Annotated in this window: 18 protein-coding genes; 4 read left to right on the top strand and 14 right to left on the bottom strand. The window is 70.4% G+C overall.

All coding sequences use genetic code 11. The features are described from left to right. The 8 genes from ABZS66_RS17000 to ABZS66_RS16965 form a co-directional block, all read right to left on the bottom strand. On the bottom strand, nt 1–2,111 hold a 2,111-nt coding region (locus ABZS66_RS17000; protein ID WP_354758492.1), incomplete at its 3' end, for a BTAD domain-containing putative transcriptional regulator. Between the two features lie 58 nt (nt 2,112–2,169). Then, a complete protein-coding gene (locus tag ABZS66_RS16995; RefSeq protein WP_354758490.1) occupies nt 2,170–2,400 on the bottom strand; it encodes a hypothetical protein in 231 nt (76 codons plus the stop codon). A gap of 122 nt (nt 2,401–2,522) precedes the next feature. Next, entirely contained in the window at nt 2,523–4,907 is a 2,385-nt protein-coding gene (locus tag ABZS66_RS16990; RefSeq protein WP_354758488.1) for a helix-turn-helix domain-containing protein, read from the bottom strand. 39 nt (nt 4,908–4,946) lie between these two features. Further along, nucleotides 4,947–6,197, bottom strand: coding sequence for an MFS transporter (locus tag ABZS66_RS16985; RefSeq protein ID WP_354758486.1), 1,251 nt, complete (start codon nt 6,195–6,197; stop codon nt 4,947–4,949). Then, nucleotides 6,197–8,344: an MMPL family transporter gene (locus ABZS66_RS16980; RefSeq protein ID WP_354758484.1), complete on the bottom strand. Its 2,148-nt coding sequence runs from the start codon at nt 8,342–8,344 to the stop codon at nt 6,197–6,199. The genes ABZS66_RS16985 and ABZS66_RS16980 overlap by 1 nt, the downstream gene beginning before the upstream one ends. Next, nucleotides 8,344–9,129 (bottom strand): alpha/beta hydrolase, encoded by a 786-nt coding sequence (locus tag ABZS66_RS16975; RefSeq protein ID WP_354758482.1) that lies wholly within the window; start codon nt 9,127–9,129, stop codon nt 8,344–8,346. The genes ABZS66_RS16980 and ABZS66_RS16975 overlap by 1 nt, the downstream gene beginning before the upstream one ends. Nucleotides 9,130–9,423: 294 nt before the next feature. After that, a complete protein-coding gene (locus ABZS66_RS16970) occupies nt 9,424–10,641 on the bottom strand; it encodes a zinc-dependent alcohol dehydrogenase (RefSeq protein ID WP_354758480.1) in 1,218 nt (405 codons plus the stop codon). A gap of 259 nt (nt 10,642–10,900) precedes the next feature. Next, complete coding sequence (locus tag ABZS66_RS16965; protein WP_354758478.1) at nt 10,901–11,410, bottom strand: Imm1 family immunity protein; 510 nt, start codon at nt 11,408–11,410, stop codon at nt 10,901–10,903. A gap of 50 nt (nt 11,411–11,460) precedes the next feature. On the opposite strand from ABZS66_RS16965, the gene ABZS66_RS16960 reads away from it, so the two are divergent. After that, a complete protein-coding gene (locus tag ABZS66_RS16960; protein ID WP_354758476.1) occupies nt 11,461–11,607 on the top strand; it encodes a hypothetical protein in 147 nt (48 codons plus the stop codon). A 58-nt stretch (nt 11,608–11,665) separates the two neighbouring features. Here ABZS66_RS16960 and ABZS66_RS16955 read toward each other — a convergent pair whose 3' ends face one another. The 6 genes from ABZS66_RS16955 to ABZS66_RS16930 form a co-directional block, all read right to left on the bottom strand. After that, a complete protein-coding gene (locus tag ABZS66_RS16955; protein WP_354758474.1) occupies nt 11,666–12,268 on the bottom strand; it encodes a hypothetical protein in 603 nt (200 codons plus the stop codon). Nucleotides 12,269–12,277: 9 nt separating this feature from the next. After that, nucleotides 12,278–12,481 carry a hypothetical protein gene (locus ABZS66_RS16950; protein WP_354758472.1) on the bottom strand — a complete coding sequence of 68 codons (204 nt, stop codon included), beginning with the start codon at nt 12,479–12,481 and terminating at the stop codon, nt 12,278–12,280. A 64-nt stretch (nt 12,482–12,545) separates the two neighbouring features. Beyond that, nucleotides 12,546–13,562 (bottom strand): aldo/keto reductase, encoded by a 1,017-nt coding sequence (locus tag ABZS66_RS16945; protein WP_354758470.1) that lies wholly within the window; start codon nt 13,560–13,562, stop codon nt 12,546–12,548. 117 nt (nt 13,563–13,679) lie between these two features. Further along, a complete protein-coding gene (locus tag ABZS66_RS16940) occupies nt 13,680–14,714 on the bottom strand; it encodes an alcohol dehydrogenase catalytic domain-containing protein (protein WP_354758469.1) in 1,035 nt (344 codons plus the stop codon). A 178-nt stretch (nt 14,715–14,892) separates the two neighbouring features. Next, nucleotides 14,893–15,774, bottom strand: coding sequence for a helix-turn-helix transcriptional regulator (locus ABZS66_RS16935; RefSeq protein WP_354758467.1), 882 nt, complete (start codon nt 15,772–15,774; stop codon nt 14,893–14,895). Nucleotides 15,775–15,858: 84 nt separating this feature from the next. Beyond that, complete coding sequence (locus ABZS66_RS16930) at nt 15,859–16,737, bottom strand: LysR family transcriptional regulator (RefSeq protein WP_354758465.1); 879 nt, start codon at nt 16,735–16,737, stop codon at nt 15,859–15,861. A gap of 99 nt (nt 16,738–16,836) precedes the next feature. On the opposite strand from ABZS66_RS16930, the gene ABZS66_RS16925 reads away from it, so the two are divergent. The 3 genes from ABZS66_RS16925 to ABZS66_RS16915 all read left to right on the top strand — a co-directional run bounded on the left by ABZS66_RS16925 (nt 16,837) and on the right by ABZS66_RS16915 (nt 19,443). After that, nucleotides 16,837–18,108, top strand: coding sequence for an MFS transporter (locus tag ABZS66_RS16925; RefSeq protein ID WP_354758463.1), 1,272 nt, complete (start codon nt 16,837–16,839; stop codon nt 18,106–18,108). 63 nt (nt 18,109–18,171) lie between these two features. Further along, complete coding sequence (locus ABZS66_RS16920; protein ID WP_354758461.1) at nt 18,172–18,741, top strand: cyclase family protein; 570 nt, start codon at nt 18,172–18,174, stop codon at nt 18,739–18,741. A 231-nt stretch (nt 18,742–18,972) separates the two neighbouring features. Then, nucleotides 18,973–19,443, top strand: a complete 471-nt coding sequence (locus tag ABZS66_RS16915) for a C40 family peptidase (protein ID WP_354758459.1) — start codon at nt 18,973–18,975, stop codon at nt 19,441–19,443. The last annotated feature ends 4 nt before the right edge of the window (nt 19,444–19,447 follow it).

Genomic DNA, 19,447 nt, shown 5'->3' with positions numbered 1-19,447 from the left:
CAGACGAAATCTGGACTCCGCCTCGCTCCGACCCCAGTTATGAAACAGGCCTTAGTCCACGGCCAGGCACTCGGCATCGCGCGGCGGCCGGCGCGTATGAGCGCCTCCGCGGTGCGGGCCGGGTCGGCGAGGGGGCCGGCGGCCCAGAGGTGGTGCGCGAGGCGCTCGGCGACGGCCTCGTCGCCGGCGTGGATGTGATCGAGCGCGTCCGCGACGCGCAGATGCAGCCGGACGGCCCGCTGCTGGGTCGTGGTCTCGGAGATCGACTCGCGGACCAGGTCGTGCGCGAACCGTACCGTCGACGGGTCGTCCGGGCTGGTCTCGAGGAGGCCGAGCGCGTGCAGCGGTTCGAGGCGTTCGAGGCAGTCGGCAACCTCGACGCCGACGGCGCGGGCGAGCAGCCGGAGGTCGACGTCGCGGCCGATGAGCGCGGCCACGTTCAGCAGCTCGGACGTGCCGCTGTCGAGGCCGGCCATGCGGTGGCGGACGACGTCACGGACCGTCGACGGCACCCCGGCGCCGGGCGAGGAGTCGGCGTCGAGCAGCCGGGACAGTTCCCGGACGAAGAACGGATTCCCGGCGGTACGGGCGTGGATCGAGCGGGCGACGCCGTCCTCGGGATCGGTGCCCGTTTCGTGGCGGATGAGTTCGGCGACGTCGGCCAGACCGAGCGGGCCGAGGCGGAACCGGCGGTGATTGGGCGACCGGCTCGCCGTGGCCAGGACCCGGGACAGCTCCGAGCTGGGCCGGGGCGCGCGGTCGCGCAGCGCGCCGACGATCGCGGTCCGGTCGGGCAGCCGGGTCGCCAGGTGACCGAGAAGCTGCAGCGATGCGGCGTCGGCCCAGTGGAGATCGTCGAATACGAGCAGGGTCGGCCGGTGCGTCGACGCCTGACCGATGACGGCGACGACCTGTTCGGACAGGCGGAACTGGGCGTTGCCGTCGAACAGCGAACGGGTGCCGACGGCGTCGTCGCGGTGCTCCAGAAGGCTACCGAGCTCACCGGCGAGCCACTTCTCCCGGGACGGCGCGGGCAGGCTGTCCACGACCGGCCCGAGCGCCTGCTCCCACGGCCACATCGACGGGACGCCGTCGCCCTGCAGGCCGGAGCCCCGGACGACGAGCGCGCCGTGCCGGTCGGCGATGGCGGCGGTCTCTTCCAGCAGGCGGGTCTTGCCGGCGCCGGGTTCGCCTTCGATGAAGCCGATCGCCGTTCGTCCGGCGATAGCCCACTCCACAGCGCTCCGCAGCACTGCGAGCTCCGCGGTCCGTCCGACGAAGCCGGCCGTCGCAGCAGCGGGCGCCGAAGCGGCCGTCGGGACCGTCGCCGGGCCGGCGGAAGGGAACGACGCCGAGGTCAGGACTTGCCGGTGCGCGTCCAGGAGTGCCGGACCGGGATCGACGCCGAGTTCGTCGGCGAGGTGGTCGCGGACCGCGCGGAACACCGCCAACGCCTCCGCCTGGCGACCGGCGGCGCCGAGGACGCGGACGAGACCTGCCTGGACGGGTTCGTGGAACGGCGCCATCGACCCGGCCAGCCGTACCGCCGGAAGTACCCGCTCCGGTTGGCCCAGCGACGCCGCGAGCCCGGCCGCCTCCGCGCACGCATCGTAGAACTCGTCGTCGAGTGCGGCGAAGACCGGCGCCGCGGCTGCCGCGGTGGCGACGCCACCGCCGGCCGGCCCCCGCCAGAGGGCGAGCGCCTCGGCGTAGAGGTCCAGTGCCGCAGGCCCCGCGGCGGCCTTCGCCCCGGCGACGAGTTCGCGGAATGCGACCAGGTCCAGCGTGCCGGAGCCGGCGGTGAACAGGTACGCATTCGCACGGCGGTGCACGAACGACCCGGTTCCCCGGGCGGGGAGCTGTGGTTCGAGCACCCGGCGTAGCGAGCCGACGTACTTGTGGATGACGTTGAGGGCGCTGGCCGGAGCGTTGTCGCCCCACATCAGGTCGATCAGCTCGGTGGTGCTGGTCGGCCGGCCGGCCCGGGCCAGGAGCAGGGCCAGCAGGTACGCCTGTTGCCGGGGGCCGGCGTCCACCTCGGCCCCGCCGCGCCACAGCCGTAACGGTCCGAGAATCTGCAGCCGCAGGGAGCGATGGCCCGGGATGGACATGACAGGATTGCCCGGCTGGAGCCGGCCGCCCGGGGCCGTCGCGCTCGGGGCCTTTCGGCTAATCGTGGACACGCGTGCGCCGTACCGTTCGCGTCAGCGCGTACGTCACCACGATCACCACCACGGTCGGCGCGCCGACCGTCCACGCGACCCGGAACGTCCCGACGAACAGCATGAGCACCCAGGTCGTGGCCGCGCCGAACAGCAGCACGGTCGGGCCGGCCATGGACACGGCGAGGCCGAAGCCGAGGAACAGCCCGGTGCCGATGACCCCGCCGATCGTGAGCATCCCGATCCGGCCCGACGTGAGGCCGCGGTGGAGGGAATTCCTGACAATAGTCGGTGACTTGACCACGTCACCATGCAAACAAGATGATCAGGGTCGGACAACGAAGGAAATTACGCACAATGTCAGGCAGGATCCGGGCCGTCCAGTACGGCCCGCGTCGCCCGGGCTTCGTTCGCCACCCGGTCGGGCAGGCTGTCGGCGAGCACCTCCAGAGCCCGGGCCAGGTCGCCGTCAGCCAGGGCCGGACCCGTGCCGTCCAGCGTCGGCAGGATTGCGCCGGCCTCGTCCCCGAGCCGACTCGGCAGGCTGTCGGCGAGCATCTCCAGGGCACGGGTCAGGTCGGCGCGAGCCTCGGCGGGCCGGCCGAGCGCGGCCCGGGCCTTGCCCCGCAGCACGAGCGCGAAGGCCACCACGTCGTCGTCACGGTTCTCGATCAACACCGGCAGCGCACGTTCGACAGCGTGCAGCGACTCCTCGTGGCGCCCGGCACGGTCGTAGGAGGACGCCACGCCGTACACCGCACCCGCCCGGGCGGTGAGGGCCGGGCGTGCGGCCACCGGACGTCGGTCGAGCTCGGCCAGGGTCCGCTGGAACTCACCGACAGCCTCGTCGTAGCGGCCCAGGTACTGCAACGCATAGCCGACGCCCACCACATGATCCACGTACAGGTCGTGGTCGCCGGCCCCGTCGGCCAGCTCGCATCCGGTGCGGTGCGCCCACAGCGCGTCGTCGTAATCGCGCGTGTTCAGCCAGGCGGCGCCGGCCGAACTGAGGGCGCGGGCCTGCTCCCGGAGATCGCCGATCGACTGTGCGAGCCGGTACGCCTCGATCGCCACCTCCGCGGCCTCCTCGTACAGGCCCATCAGATACACCGCCGTCCAGGCGTACAGGCTGGCGTGGAAGGCCTGCTGGCGCCGGTCGGGCAGCGCGTTGGCCGCGGCGCGGGCCATCCGGCGCACCTCGTACCAGCCGCGCCACCGCAGCGTCGACTCGGAGTACCAGCGGGTTGCCGCGGCGACGTCGGCGACGCGTTGGTGCCGGCCTTCGGCGGCTTCGGTACGCAACGCCGGCAGCCAGTTGTCGACCTCCGCCCGCAGCCAGGCGTCAGCCTCCTCCAGGGTGGCCAGGGGCGCCAGGCCGGCCCAGCCGTCGGGCAACCTGCCGTACCCGGGTTCGTACCACCGGCCGGCGACCACGACGGTGTCCAGCAGCCAGGTGTTCATCCACTGGGTGGTCTGCGCCCGGGTGTCGGGTGGCTCCTCGGCGTGCAGCCGCTCGTCGGCATAGAGCCGAATCAGGTCGTGGAACCGGTACCGGTCGACGCCCTCCGTTTGCAGAAGCCCGACCTCCACCAGATCTTCCAGGCGGTCCTGGGCGTCCGGCAGTGCGGCCTCGATGAGCGCCGCCGCGAGCGGCGCCGCGAAATCGGCGGCCGGAACGTGGGCGAGGCGGCGGAACAGCTGGGCGGTGGGAGCGGGCAGTTGCGCATACGACAACGCGAACGCCGTCGCCACTCCGGTGTCGCCCGCGGACAGCGCGGCCAGCCGGCGGCCGGCGTCGGCGAGCCGGTCGACCAGTTGCCCGACCGACCATTGTGGACGGCTGGCGAGGCGGGTCCCGGCGATCCGCAGGGCCAGCGGCAGGTGCCCGCACAGGTCGGTGACCCTGTTGACCTGCGGCGCCGTCTGCGGGTCGGCGGCCTGCACGGCGATGGAACGGAGCAGGCCGGCGGACTCTTCCGGCGCGAGGGGCGGCAGAGCGATCCGCAGCACCCCTTCGAGACCACCGAGCACGCGCCGGCTGGTCACGACGACGAGGCACCAGCCGCCCGCGGGTAGCAGCGGCCGGACCTGCGCCTCCGAACCGGCGTTGTCGAGGATCAACAGGCATCGCCGATCACGCAGCATCCCGCGTAGGTGGGCGCTGCGTTCGTCATCGCTGTCGGCGACCTGGTCGGGTCTGACGCCGAGCGCACGCAGCAGACGCAGCAGGGCTTCTCCGGCGGGGAGCGGCGTGGCGTCGACCCCGCGCAGGTCGACGTACAGGCAGCCGTCGGGGAAGTCGTCGCGCAGTTCGTTCGCGGCCCGGACCGCCAACGCGGTCTTACCCAGTCCCGGCTGTCCGTGCACGACGAGGACCGGCGGGAGTTCGTCGCCCTCGACGGCGTGCTTCGCGGCGTGCCGGACGATCTCGAGTTCGGCCTGCCGGCCGACGAAGTCCGTGACGCCGCGTGGTGGCTCGCACAGCCGGGGACGGCCGGCTGCGCTCGGGAAGCGGGCCTCCTTCGCCGCGGCCGTGAGGCCGGCCCTGGCGTCACCGTCGAGGCCCAACCCGTCGGCGAGCGCGGCGAGGGTGCGGGCCTGCGGCGCGCGGCTGTGCCCCCGTTCCATGTTGGAGATGGCCCGGGCGCTGACGCCGGAGCTCTCGGCCAACTGCTCCATGGTCAGGCCGGCAGCCCGGCGCAATGCCCGCAGGCGGTCGCCGAACGGGGACGTCTGGCCCGGCACTCCGTCATGATAAACCGGCGAGGGTACCCCGTGGCGCCGTCATCCCGCGCCCACCGCGATCGCAGCACGCACCGGTTTCACCCGCGCGACGGTCACGACGTACAGCAGAAGACCGGCGGCGGTCATGACGAAGCCCGCCCAGACGGTGGACAGGGTCCCCCACCCGGCGTCGAGCGTGACGGCGCCGCCGATCGCGCCGAGCGCATTCGCCAGGTTCAGGGCCGCCAGGTTGAGCGCGCCCTTGAGGGTCGGCGCCCCGGGTGCCACCCGGGTCAGACCGACCTGAATGGTCGGTATCGCCGCCATCATGGTCGCCCCGACACCGAACAGGCACGGCAGCAGGACGGCGACGTTGCTCCCGCCCACGCCGATCAGCACGAGGAAGACCAGTGCCCCGCCGTAGCCCCAGACCAGCCCGCGGTGCTCGTACCGGTCCGCGACGCGGCCACCGACATGGTTGCCCACGGCCATACCGACCCCGAAGACGGCGAGCGCCACCGGGATGAGCGCGGCGTCCCGCCGCGCCGCGTCGGTGACGAACGGACCGATGAACGTGTACACGGCGAAGATGCTGGAGATGCCCAGCGCCGCGACGGCGACGATCAACCAGACACCGCCTCGGCGCAGCGCGTCGACCTCGTTGGCGATGGAGCGTCCCCGCAGGTCGTCGGTGCGGGGCAGCCAGGCCAGCAGCGCTGCCCCGGCGAGCAGGCCGAGGCCGGCGACCGCCCAGAACAGGACCCGCCAACCGGCGTTCTGGCCGATGAGCGTGCCCACCGGCGATCCGGCGACCGCGGCGACGGTGAGACCGCTCATCACGGTCGCGAACGCCCGTCCACTGCGGCCCGGACCGTACACGTACGCGGCGACGACCGCACCCGCACCGAAGAACGCGCCCTGCACGGAGCCTGCAAGGAACCGGAAGACGCCGAGCGAGCTGATGTCCGGCGCCACCGCCGACAGCCCGTTGCCGACGAGGAACAGCCCGATCAGGCCCAGCAACAACGTTCGCCGGTTGATCCGGGCGGCGAGCACGACGATCGCCGGGGAGCCGATCATCACACCGACCGCGTACGCGGTGATCGCGTGTGTCGCCACCGGGATCGACACGTCGAAGTCGGCGGCGAACAGCTGGATGATGCCGTTGCTGCCGAACTCCCCGGTACCGATCGCGAAGGTACCCAGCGCCAGCGCGAACAGCGCCAGCCTCGGACTGCGGACGCGGGCGGTCGCGGCGGTGTGCCGCTGCTCCTCCGCGATGCATTGGCCGTGGTACGCGTGACCGTGCATCACGAGACGCTCACGGTGACCGGCACCGGTGGTGCCTCGGACTCGCTGAAGCCGTGGCGGTCGTAGAAGCGTTTCAGTGGTGCCGGTGCCCACCAGTTCGCCGAGCCGAGCAGCCTCATCGTCGCGGGTACCAGCAACGCCCGCACGACGGTGGCGTCGACCAGGACCGCGATCAGCAGCGCGACCCCGATCAGCTTGATGAACGTGATCCCGGAGATGGAGAACAGCCCGATGACGACCAGGATGAGCAGGGCCGCGCTGGTGATGATTTGGCCGCTGCGTTGCAGCCCGACCGCGACCGCCTGGGTGTTGTCGCCGGTGCGGTCGTACTCCTCGCGGATACGCGACATGAGGAAGACCTCGTAGTCCATCGACAACCCGAAGACGACCGCGAGCACGAGAATCGGTTGCGTGGCCTCCAGCGTGCCCGTGGAGGTGAAGTTCAACAGGCCGCTCAAGTGCCCGTCCTGGAAGATCAGCACCAGGGCGCCGAACGACGCGCCGAGTGACAGGACGTTCATCACGATCGCCTTGACCGGCAGCACGAGCGAGCCGAAGGCCAGGAACAGCAGCATGAAGGTCGCGCCGACGATGATGAGCGCCATCCACGGCAGCCGGTCGGCGACGGCGTCGAGCTGATCGGCCAGCCGTGCGGTGAGGCCACCGACGAGCACCTCTCCGCCGGGCGGCACCGGGACGGCGCGGATGTCGCCGACGAGGTCGCGGGTCTGCGCCGAGATCGGGTCACTGTGGTACGTAACGGTCAGCCGGAAGACGTCGCCGGCCCGGCCGGTGACGTCGGCGGTGGCCACCCCGTCGACGGCGCGGACGGCGGCGACGTAGGGCTCCAGCGTGGCCGGGTCCGGCGCGGTGACGATCGCCTCGATCGGAAGCTGGCTGTTCTGGACGAAGTCCCGGTCGACGGTCTCGGTGACCACGCGGCTCTCCGTGCCGGCCGGGAGCACCCGCGGGTCGATGCCGCCGAACTCGACACGCAGGAACGGTGCGCCGGCCAGCAGGAGCAGGGCGAGCACGCCGACCGCGTAGAGGACCGGGCGGCGCATGATGCTGTGCGCCAGCCGGTACCAGAAGCCGTGCTGAACGTGTCTCGGAGCAGGCCGGCGTCGACGCACGGACAGTGCGTCGACGCGACGGCCCAGAACACCGAGCAGGGCGGGCAGGACGGTCAACGCCGCCACCATCGCCACCAGCACCGCGGACAGCCCGCCGAGCCCCATCGAGCGCAGGAACGGCATCGGGAAGATGAGGAGACCGGCCAGCGACACCGCGACCGTGACGCCGGAGACCGCGACGGTGCGGCCGGCGGTGCCCATCGTGCGGGCCACCGCGTCCTCCACCGCGGCCCCGCGGGCGATCTCCTCCCGGAACCGGCCGACCATGAACAGGCCGTAGTCGATCGCCAGACCCAGCCCGAGGATCGTCACCACGTTGACGGAGAACACCGACACGTCCGTGACGGCGCTCATCGCACGCAGCGCGGTGAACGCACCGAGGATGGCCAGGCCCCCGATCGCCAGGGGCAGGCTCGCCGCGGCCACGCTGCCGAAGACGAGGACCAGCAGTGCCAGCAGCACCGGGATGCTGATGGTCTCAGCGAGGGCGATGTCGGCCGCCACCCGGTCACGGATGTCGCGGCTGACGGCGGTGATGCCGCCGACCTGCGTCTCCAGGCCGGGCGCGGCCAGGCCACCCGCGATACGCTCCAGCGTCTCGCCGCGCTCCGTCTCGTCGTCACCGGCCAGCGTCAGTACCGCGTAGGTGGCCCGCCGGTCGTGGCTGACCAGGCCCGGGCTCCTGTTCGTGCTCCAGTAGGTGACCGTCGTCGTCACCTCGTCGGCCGGCAGCGCGGCCAGCGTCTCGCTCACCGCCCGCTGGAACGCCGGGTCGTCGACCGTCATGGTCGGGCTCCGGTAGAGGACCACGACGTCGTTGCCGGTACGACCCAACGTCTGCTCGGCCCGGACGACCGCACGGGAGCTTTCACTGTGCGGATCGTCGAACCCCTCCGTGATCAGCGCGCCGAAGACCTGGGTACCCCAGATGCCGCCGAAGGCCATGAACGCCAGCGCGGCACCGATCACCCACCAGCGGCGGCGTACCACGGCGCGCCCCCAACGCTCGAACATCAGCGGGCCGCCCGCTTGATGAGGTCGACCGTCGCGGTGGGCTGCGACATCATCGCTACGTGCGACGCGGCGACCTCGGTGACCCGCGACCCGGCGCGTTGAGCCATGAACCGCTGCGCGGCAACGGGAATCACCTGGTCGTTACGGGCGGCGAGATACCAGGACGGGATCGTCCGCCACGCCGGAACCCCGGACGGCTCCTCGAACGTGCTCGCGTTCAACGGCCGCTGGCCGGCCCACATCAGCGATGCCGTCGCCCTCGGCAGGTCGCCCGCGAACGCGTCCCGGAACAGCTCCTTCTTGATGTACGCGTCGGCGCCCGTCGGGTGCGGGCGGAAGTCGAGCGCCTCCGGGGTGACCTTGCTTCCCGGGAAGCGGTACTGCAGACCCGGGACGGTGTCGCCCTCGTCGGGAGCGAACGCCGCCACATAGACCAGCGCCTTCACGTTGGCGTTGCCGGTCGCGGCGTTCGACATGACCATGCCGCCGTAGGAGTGCGCGACGAGCACGAGCGGGCCGCTGAGGGTGGCGAGGATGCTTGCGAGGTATGCGGCGTCGGCGGCGACGCCGCGCAACGGGTTCGGCGGGGCGATCACCGGGTAACCGGCGCGGGACAGCTCGGCGGCCACCTCATTCCAGCCGGAGGCGTCGGCGAACGCGCCGTGCACGAGCACCACGGTCGGTTCGGGTCGGTGGTATGCCAGCGCCTCCGCCGGCTCCGCGAGCACGGCGCCTGTGGCGGCCGCGGCGGTTCCGGCCAGCAAGGTTCGGCGGGTCGTCGTCATGATCGTGTCCTTAGGTTCGGTTCCGACAGCGTGCGGCTGAACCTAAGGACGGGCACTTGACGATCACTGAACGGCCGATTCAGTCGTCGGAAAGTCGGCCGGGCTCCGTCGCGTCGGGCGTCGGCAAGATCGAGACCGATCTAGTCTCGGCGCGCCGCGACGCCGACGCGGCATGATCATCACCGGACGTTTCTTCACGCTTGGCTGGGCGGCTCGGACACAGCCACCTGAAGTGCGCGGCGGCGGGCCACGCACTTCGCCAACGAGTGCGCGGCCCGCCCTGCTGACCGGCGGTCAGTTGACCGACGGGTTCAGTGCCACCTTGAGCCAGCCCGGCTTGCGCATGTCGAACTCTTCGTACGCCGTCATCACCTCGCGCATCGGCTCGTGCTGGGTCAGCATCTGCTCCGGTTTGACCACACCGGACTCGACCATCGACAGCAGCTTCGGGATGTAGCGCGGGTGGTTGCCGTTGCCCATGTTGATGGTGAGGTTCTTGTTCATCGCGGTGCCGATCGGGAAGAACCGGTCCGTCGGCGGGTACACGCCGATGATCGCGAGGGTCCCCGCCTTCGCCAGGGTCTCGATCGCCCACTGGTGGGCCTGGGTCGGGGCGTCGCCGGGCCTCCAGTGGCCGTTGCGCTCGTTGGTCTTCGGGGCGATCTCCCGCAGCTCCGCTCGGTGTACCTCGTCCGCGCTTCGGGCCTTCGTCGCCGCCGGGCCGGACTTCGGGCTTTCCGCGTCGACCCCGACGGCGTCGATCGCCCGGTCCGGACCTATACCGCGGGTCAGTTCCATGATCGCGGCGACCGGGTCCACCTCGTTGAAGTTGATGATCTCGGCGCCGAGCGCCTGGGCACGTGCCAGCCGATCGGCGTGACCGTCGATCGCGAGCACCCGCCCCGCGCCGCGCTGGAACGCGGACAGAATGGCGAACTGCCCCACCGGCCCACAGCCCCAGACCGCGACCACGTCGCCGTCGGTCACCTGCGCGATGACCGCGCCGAAGTATCCCGTGGGGTAGATGTCCGACAGCGGGATCGCCTGCTCGTCGGAGATCGAGGCCGGCAGGCCGAACAGGTTGGTGTGTGCGAAGGGGACGCGAGCGTACTCCGCCTGCAGACCGTTGAAGGAGCCGTTGTCCGCCGGCGCCCCGTAGAAGGCCGTTCCGGACCGGGCGCCGTTCGGGTTGGTCGTGTCGCACTGCGCGAAGTAGCCGGCGCGGCAGTACGCACACGAGCCGCAGCCGAGGACCGCGGACAACAGCACACGGTCGCCGCGGCGGAAGTTGCGGACGTTTTCGCCGACCTCTTCGACCACGCCGACGCCCTCGTGACCGAGGACGAGGCCCGGCTTCATCCCCGGCACCGTGCCCCGGATGAAGTGCAGATCAGTACCGCAGATCGCCGCGGTGGTGATGCGGACGATGGCATCGGTGGACTGCTCGATCTTCGGGTCGGGCACGGTGTCCAGGCGGATGTCCCCCACGTCATGCCACACAACTGCTTTCATCGCGCTCCTTCGTCTCGCCGGGTTGATGTGACCCGGCGGGGCTTCCCCCGATCGTGCGGCTCTACCACGGGGCGAGGGTTACTGCATGGCACGGGCGCGGGTCGCGAACACGGAGAGGGCGCGCCCGATGCCGGAAACCGGGACCTGCCGTCTTCGTTCCGCCGAGGCTGCGGAGTTTCGCCGGGACCAGGCGTGCTTCACGCCTCGCCGCCGTGCTCATCGCCGCCGAGGCGGCAACTCGCGATCCGGACAATGAGCCTCAGCCAGCGTCAAGTCGAACGCCGTCCAACCCTCCGCACACCCAGTTGATCGACTCCGGACGGTCACCGGTTCCGACCCGGCAGAATTCTTCGACAACCTCCCGCACCTTCGCCACCGGCAACACATTTCTTCGATCATGGAAGGCACCTTCACCCGGATCTGCGACAACCCTGGGATCGAATGCCGGAGGGCTCGGATTGTCTGACACCCAGATATGCCGCCGAACCTTCGACGGAGCAGGGTGCGTTTCTCGCACGCACCAGATGAGGGCACCGAAACCGGTGTCGTTGTTGACGGCAACCAGCAACAAGTTATCCGGAACATCGGTGAGGTGGTCATGAACCTTGTCTGAAATCATAAAGGACGCAACATCACCGGGCGCCCAGTGGCGGCCGTCAACCAAGCGCTCCGATCTGAGCGACCGAAAGATCGTGGATATCAGGGCGTGAATCTCGTCAGCAGATTCCGCATGAATCCATTCGAAGTCGAACTTAACATTGACGATCATCGCACTCCTACCGGGTTGACTTACGCTCCGACACCTCACGAAGACCGAAAATGATGGCCGAGGCGAAGATCAGCCCTGATCTGATCATCCACGAGCAGGGCAACCCTCGCGGCAACTTCCTGGCCATCGAGGTCAAGCGAGCTGGGCACCGGAAGCGCCGCGCGTGGCCCAACGGTCCGACGCTCGAGGACTTCTGAAAACCGGGCAGATCGGTTGGTTCCGCCGCAATCACCTCGTCCCCGTTCCTTCTCTGAACTAGCCGAAGAGGGGCGCGATACCTTTGCCTCCGGTGCGTGGGTCGTCGGCGTGCAGGCCATCCCACCAGCGTGTTCCGCCGTCGATGAACTCCTGTAACGGGATTTCTTCACCGGTGCGGTGCGTGACGAGCAGCGTGCTGAACCAGATCCTCAGGTCCAAGTGGCGTGGGTTGTCGCTGCCGCCCTCCTGGAAGAGGTCCAGCACGTGTGGCGCAGGCTCGGTGGACAGGTGAACGTCGAGGCTGAGCCGATCGCGCCAGGCTGCCCAGCGTTGCGATGGTGGGTCGATGAGCTCCCAGCCATAGACAGGGCAACCACCGAAGTGTCGGACGGCTTCGTCGAGTTCGATCAGGGACAGCTTCTCGACGGAGGCATTGGCGTCATTCCATAGGCCGTTGCGCAGCGAGGCGGCGACGCGGCTGACGCCGCTCAAGTGCAGGAGCCTGGTTGTGTCGTCGGGCGCCGGGCCGACCGGGGGAAGGGTGAGAACCTCGACGAGGATCGTCGCGCGGGCCGCTCCAGGGTCGACATCAATACCTAGCCAGGCTGCCTCATTCAAGGCGATGTTGAGCCCGTCACGCTGATCGCTGGTCAGGTCCATGAGGTCAGCCTATTGACCGGTCGGCTTCGGCGATGCGGGCGATGAGGTCTGTGGACGTCCGGTCGCCGCCGCCTGCCCGGCGAGCTCCGGCCAGTCCCGTGCCGTCGGGTCCTCGATCGACACGTGGGTCCAGTCGACGTCGAGTGCGTGGATGCGCGCGAGGATCTCACCGATCTCGGACGCGTACGCCGCCGACACCGGTGCTTCGGGCACCTTCTCTCCCTCGACCCATCGGTGGACGAGCGTGTGGTGGCTGGCCGAGATCGGCTCTGGCGTCCTATGTGGTCGGCAGGGGTGCGTCGCGGTTGGTCATGGCATCCTGGGCCTCGGGGTAGCGGGCTCCGACGATGCTGATCTGGTCGGCCGCGGCCCGCACCTCGGCCAGCTGCTCGGCGGTGAGTTCCACCGATGCGGCCGCCGTGTTCTCCTCCAGGCGCTGACGATTCTTGGTACCGGGGATGGGCGCGATCCAGGGCTGCTGGTTGAGCAGCCAGGCCAGCGCCAGCTGGGCCGGGGTGGCACCCGCCGCGGCGGCGATCCGGTTGAGGACGTCAACCATGGCCAGGTTGGCGGCGAGTGCCTCTCCCTGGAAGCGTGGTGTCTGGCCGCGGAAGTCGCTGTCGGCGAACGTGGTCGTGGCGTCGATCGTGCCGGTCAGGAAGCCCTTGCCGAGCGGGCTGTACGGCACCAGGCCGATCCCCAGCTCCGCCAGCACCGGGATCGTGTCCTGCTCGCGGTCGCGCCACCACATCGAGTACTCACTCTGCACCGCCGCGACCGGCTGCACCGCATGCGCCCGGCGGATCGTGGCGGCGGCGGCCTCTGACAGGCCGAAGTGCAGTACCTTGCCGGCCTCGATCAGCTCCTTGACGGTGCCGGCGACGTCCTCGATCGGTACCTCGGGGTCGACCCGGTGCTGGTAGTACAGGTCGATGTGGTCGGTGCGAAGCCGGCGCAGCGAGTGCTCCACCGCCCGCCGGATGCTGTCGGGACGGCTGCACAACCCGCCGGGCTCGACCCCGTTCTCGGCGAAGGCGAACCCGAACTTGGTGGCGATCTTCACCTGCTCCCGCAGCGGTTCCAGCGCCTCCCCCACGATGTCCTCGTTGGTGAACGGCCCGTACACCTCCGCGGTGTCGAAGAACGTGACGCCGAGGTCGGCGGCGCGACGGATCAGTGCGATCGCGTCCTGGCGCGCGGGGCCGCCGGTGTTGCCGTAGGCACCGGTCAGACTCATACAGCCGTAGCCGATCTCCGAGACGGTGAGGCCGGTGCCGAGGGTTCGCTGCTTCATGAGCGTGCCTTTCGCAATGTGTTTGTGAATGCGGGAGCCGCCCGGGCGGGCGGCGACGTCAGGAGGTCGGTTCGAGACGGATCGTGACCGGGACGGCATTGTCGTCGGGCCACCCGGTCACGGCTGGATCAGCACCTTCAGCGCACTGCGGTCGGCCATTGCCTGGTAGCCGTCGGGTACCTGGTCGAGGGTGACGGTGCGGTCGAAGACCTTGCCCGGCTCGACGCGGCCGTCGAGCACGTCCGGGAGGAGCTCGTCGATGTACGCGCGGGCGGGGGCGACGCCGCCGGTGAGGGTGATGTTGCGCATGAATACGCCGAAGCCGGCGGGCACCTCCGGGTACTGCGGTGCGCCGACCCGGCTGACCGTCCCGCCGTCGCGGACCACGGCGAACGCGCTCTCGATGGCCGGCTTCAGCCCGACGCACTCCAGCACGGTGTGGGTGCCGTCGCCGCCGGTCAGCTCCCGGACCCGCTCGACGCCCTCCTCACCGCGCTCGGATACGACGTCGGTGGCGCCGAACTCGCGGCCGAGGTCGGTGCGGTCCTTGTGCCGGCCCATCAGGATGATCCGATCGGCGCCGAGCCGCTTCGCCGCGAGTACCGCGGACAGCCCGACCGCACCGTCGCCGATCACGGTGACCGTGGTACGCGGGCCGACCCCGGCGGTGACGGCGCAGTGGTGCCCGGTGGGGAACACGTCGGACAGCGCCAGCAGCGACGGCAGCAGCGCCGAGTCCTCCCCCGCCGGCAGCTTGACCAGCGTGCCCTGCGCCTGCGGTACGCGGACCGCCTCGCCCTGGCCGCCGTCGATGCCGTCGCGGGCCCACAGGCCGCCATGCCGGCAGGAGGTCTGCAGCCCTTCGCGGCAGAAGTCGCAGGTGTTGTCGGCCCATACGAACGGCGCCAGCACCAGGTCCCCCGCGGCCAGACCGGACACCTCGCGGCCGACGTCCTCGACGACACCGAGGAACTCGTGGCCGATTCGGTCGCCGTCGCGGGTGGCCGGCCGTGACCCGTACGGCCACAGGTCGCTGCCGCAGATGCACGAGCGCACCACGCGCACCACCGCGTCGGTCGGCTCCCGCAGTACCGGGTCCGGCACGTCCTCGATCCGGACGTCACCGGCACCATAGATCAGCGTCGCGCGCATGGTTGTTGCCTCCGAAGGTTCGTTCAACATGTGTCTCGTCGGGGTGCAGCGAGTCCGACAGCGTCACCCTTCGTTTGGTGACCGCTACCCCCTGTCCTGTCCATCCAACCGGCGGCGCGGTCGATGTGGCAGTGGCTGCCGTTCCGGGTACTGCTGGAACCCCCCAAGTCACGGTTGCTCAGTCGGCCGGGTGGGCGGCGGGTCGCTCGTTCGGGGCCGCGGTCCAGCTGGCGAGGAGCTGGAGGGCGTCCTGGGAGGTGGAGCCGGGTTCGGCGGTGTAGGCGTTGAGCCGCAGCCCGACGTCGGTGGTCAGGTCGAGGGACTCGTAGGCGAGCGTGAGGTCGCCGACCTCGGGGTGGTGCAGGTGCTTGACCCCGGAGCGGTGCAGCCGCACGTTGTGCGCCGCCCACCAGGTCCGGAACACGTCGCTGCGGGTGGACAGCTCCCCGATCAGGTCGGTCAGCGCCCGGTCGTACGGATCGCGGCCGGCCTCGGCCCGCAGCAGCGCCACCGTGTCCCCGGCGACCGTCTCCCAGTCGCGGTAGAACTCCTGGCTCGCCGGGTGCAGGAAGATGAACCGGGCGATGTTCGGCGTGGGCGCCGCCGTGTCGAACAACGGCGCGAACACCGCCCGGCCCAGCGGATTGGCGCCGAGCACATCGAGGCGGCCGTTGCGCACATAGGCCGGGGCCAGCGTCATCGCGTCGAGCAGCCGCTGTACCACCGGCCGCAGCTGCGAGGTCGGCCGGCGCCGCCCGCGAGCGTTCGCAGCGGTGGTGTTCGCGGTGCGGGCCAGGTCGAACAGGTGCGCCCGCTCGGCGTCGTCGAGCTGCAGCGCCCGGGCCAGGGCCTCCAGGACCCCGTCGGAGACGCCGGAGAGGTTGCCGCGTTCCAGGCGGGTGTAGTAGTCGACGCTCACCCCGGCCAGCAGCGCCACCTCCTCCCGCCGCAGCCCGCTCACGCGGCGGTGGCCGCCGTAGGCCGGCAGCCCGGCCTGGTCGGGCGTGACCTTGGCCCGGCGGGTGGTGAGGAAGTCACGGGTCTCGGCTCGGCTGTCCACACCCTCGACGCTACGACCGCCGGCCACCGTCTGGGAGGTTCTGCCATTACCTCGAACGGCAGAAGCTCGCCCAGCCGGTGCTCGTCACGCGGTGGTTGCGCTCAGTGATCGTGACCCGCTCGCCAGCACGGTCGCGATCAGCGCCTTGACGGCGGGACGCTCCTCGGCGCGCGGGTTGGCCAGGAGTACCAGGTCGATGTGTCCGAGCTCAGGGAGGCGGTGCGCCGGCCCCAGCGTGGTGAGCTGGGCGGGCACCAGGCTGGCGGCAATGGCGGAGATGCCGATGCCGGCCGCGACCCCCGCGATGAGTCCGTTGACCCCGCGGCAGACGCATGCGCTGCGGTACGGGATCCGCGCCCGGTTGAGCGCCTTGCGTATCTCGTCGCGGGACAGGCTGGGAGCGGCGTAGACGACCAGCGGCAGGGGCTTCGTCAGATCGATCCTCGTGGCGGGCGTGCCGACCCAGACGAGCCGGTCGCGCTTGACGAGCTGGCCACGCTCGTCGCCGGGCGGGCGCTTGCCGACGAAGATGTCGAGCTTGTCGTTGACCATCCACTCGTGCAGCACCCTGCTCTGCTCGACGGTGAGGTAGAAGTCGACCATCGGATTGTCGCGGCGGAACTCCCAGAGGATCTGCGGCAGCCGGGTGAGCGCGAGATCGTCGGACATCCCGATCCGCAGCCGACCGCGCGGGCGCGAGCCACTGAAGTACGCCGCGGCCTGCTCATGCGCGGCGAGAATCGTGCGCGCGAAGCCGATCATGGCCTCGCCGTCCGGCGTGAGGGCCAGCGAGTGCGTCGTGCGGTGCACGAGCACGCGACCCACCTGCTGCTCCAGCCGGCGGATGTGCTGGCTGACCGTCGGTTGACGGATCCGCAGCCGAGCCGCGGCCTGCGTGAAGCTTCCGGTCTGCTCCACCGCCAGCAGGGTGGCGAGCAGTTGGGGGTCGTACGCGGCAGTCATAGCGAAACACTATAACTGTGTTCCGGATCATCGGTCTTCACTATGTCGTGCCTGTCCGGGAAGGATGAAACAGCACGTCGCGAGGCGAGAGGATTTGTCGTGACCACGGCTTCAGCCGTCCGAAGTTCGACCTCGACCACCGCCGAAAGCCCGTTCGCCGCACTGAGATACCGCGGCTACCGCACCTACCTGATCGGACAGAGCCTCGCCAGCACCGGCACCTGGATGGGCAGCATCGCGCTGGACTGGTTGGCGCTGCAGCTCACGAACAGCCCGACGGCCGTCGGCATCACCATGGCCCTGCAGTTCCTGCCCGTCCTCTTCCTGGGCGTCCACGGCGGTCAGCTCGCCGACCGCTACCCGAAACGCCGGCTCCTGCTGATCACACAGACGATCAATGCATGCCTGACCGGCGCACTCGCCGTCCTCACCATCATCGGCCTGATCCGCATCCAGTACGTGTTCGTGTTCGCACTGCTCACCGGACTCGTCTTCGTCGTCGACGCCCCGACCCGCCAGGTGTTCGCGACCGAGGTCGTGCCGCTGAGCCGGCTGCGCCAGGCCCTGTCACTCAACGCGATGGTCTTCCACGCGACCCGGCTCGTCGGTCCGGCGCTCGCCAGCCTGCTCATCGGCACCGCCGGCACCGGGTGGGCCTTCGCATGCAACGCCCTGTGCTACCTCGGGCCGACGGTGGCACTGCTGCGGTTACGGCCGGGCGACCTGACACCCGCGCCGCCGGCGAGTCCCGAGCCCCGGGCGTTCCGCACGGCCGGCAGGTATGTGCGGCAGCGGCCGCGGGTGTTCTGGACGATCGTCCTGGTCGGCGTCATCGGCACGTTCGGCTTGAACTTCCCGATCGTACTGACGGCGATCGCGTCCGAATCGCTCCACGGTGCCGCCAACATGTACGGACTGTTCAACATCATGCTCGCAGTGGGCTCCGTGCTGGGCGCGCTCGTTGCCGGATCAGGCACCTCCACCCGGCTGCGGCCCGTCGTCCTGTTCGGCGGACTGTTCGGATCGGTCCAGGCCCTCGCCGCCATCGCGCCGAACCTGCCGACCTTTCTTCCGCTGATGGCCGTGCTGGGGTTCGTCAACCTGGCGTTCCAGTCGCTGGCGAACGCGTCGGTCCAGCTCTGGGTCGACCCGGAGATGCGCGGCCGCGTGATGGGCCTCTACATGCTGGTGTTCGCCGGCGGAACCCCGCTCGGCGCTCCGATCATCGGGGCGGTCACCAATGCCTTCGGCGCGCGGTTCGGGATGGCCGTCTGCGGCCTTATCCCGGCCGCCGCAGCGGGAGCGATCGTGCTGATCCAGGTCTGGTCCCGGCGCCGGTCGGTCCGGTTGCCCGTGCCCGGCCACACGTAGCGCTGACCTCCGCATTGCGCTGATCCGGCACGCCGTACCCGGCGCCCGGCATACGCTCCGCGCATGATCGTAGATCTGTCGCACGACATAGCCCCGGGCGCGCTGACCTATGCACGTCCGACATCGGCTGGCCGTGCGGGCACGTACCTGGAAGCGCCGTACCACGTCCACGCCGGCCGTGCCGACCTCGCGCAGCTGCCGTTGGAGCGGCTCGTCAACGTGCCCATCGTGATGATTCGCTCGCGCCAGATGACCGCCGTGACGCCTGCGGTGCTCGACGATCCGGACCGGTTGTGGGGCAAGGCGGTGCTGATCCACACCGGCTGGGCGCGACACTGGCGGACCGATCGATACGTCGGTCCCGGCAGCCCGTACCTCACAGCGGCCGGGGCCAGCACGTTGATCGACGCCAACGTGGCATTGGTCGGCATCGACGCGCGCTTCGACGACCCGGCCGACCCGCACCAATCGGCGCGCCGTGACCTGCTCGGCGCGGACATCCCCGTCGTCGAGCATCTCACCAACCTCGAGGCGGTGCCGGATGAGGGCGCCCGGCTGACGGTACTGCCCGCGCCGGTTCGTGCGATGGCCACGTTCCCGGTGCGGGCCGTCGCGACCTACGAGCCCGAATAGCTCCATCTGCCGGGCCACACTGTGGTACAGCGGGTGGCCACGCGCATGAGATCCCGCAGTGAGCTGTCACCGACCTTGCTACCCGTCATAGCGTCCAGTTGGTCTTCATTCCGGTGTCCGTCCACAACAGTTCGCCATTCCGGGTCCCCGGAAAGCGCTCACCCGAGTGCGAGTACGGCAGCACGTCGACCGCAGGATGCGCGGCTGAACCGACTGAACCCAGGAGTTTCGATGCCCACTGCCTTTGCCCGTCTCTGCATGGTCGCAGTCGCCCCGTCCATCGCCGTCCTGCCCCTTTCGGCTGCCGCGGCCTCAGCGCCCGACGTGCCGAACACCGTGCCGACGACCGCTGTCGTCACCGTCCCCGCCTCCGGGCGGGCCGCGACCGTCATCCAGTTCGCCTTGGCACAGGTCGGCAAGCCCTACCGGTGGGCCGCCGCGGGACCGGCCGCCTACGACTGCAGCGGCCTGGTGATGGCCGCCTATGCTCAGGTCGGTGTCAAGCTGCCGCACCAGAGTGGGCAGATCGCGGCCCGCGGCTGGCGGGTGCCGTCGGGGAAGTGGATGCCGGGTGACGTCATCCACAAGCCGGGACACGTCGCGATCTACCTCGGCAACGGCAGAGTGGTCGAGGCCGCCAACCCGCGGGTCGGCGTCCGGATCGCACCCGCCAGAGGCGGGACGGCGCACCGTTTCCTGTAGCGAA

Origin of the sequence: Dactylosporangium sp. NPDC005572 (genome assembly GCF_040605515.1) — a bacterium.
Classification (GTDB): domain Bacteria; phylum Actinomycetota; class Actinomycetes; order Mycobacteriales; family Micromonosporaceae; genus Dactylosporangium.
The sequence above is the reverse complement of the archived record's forward strand: the minus strand, read 5'-3'. Positions and strand labels throughout refer to the sequence as shown.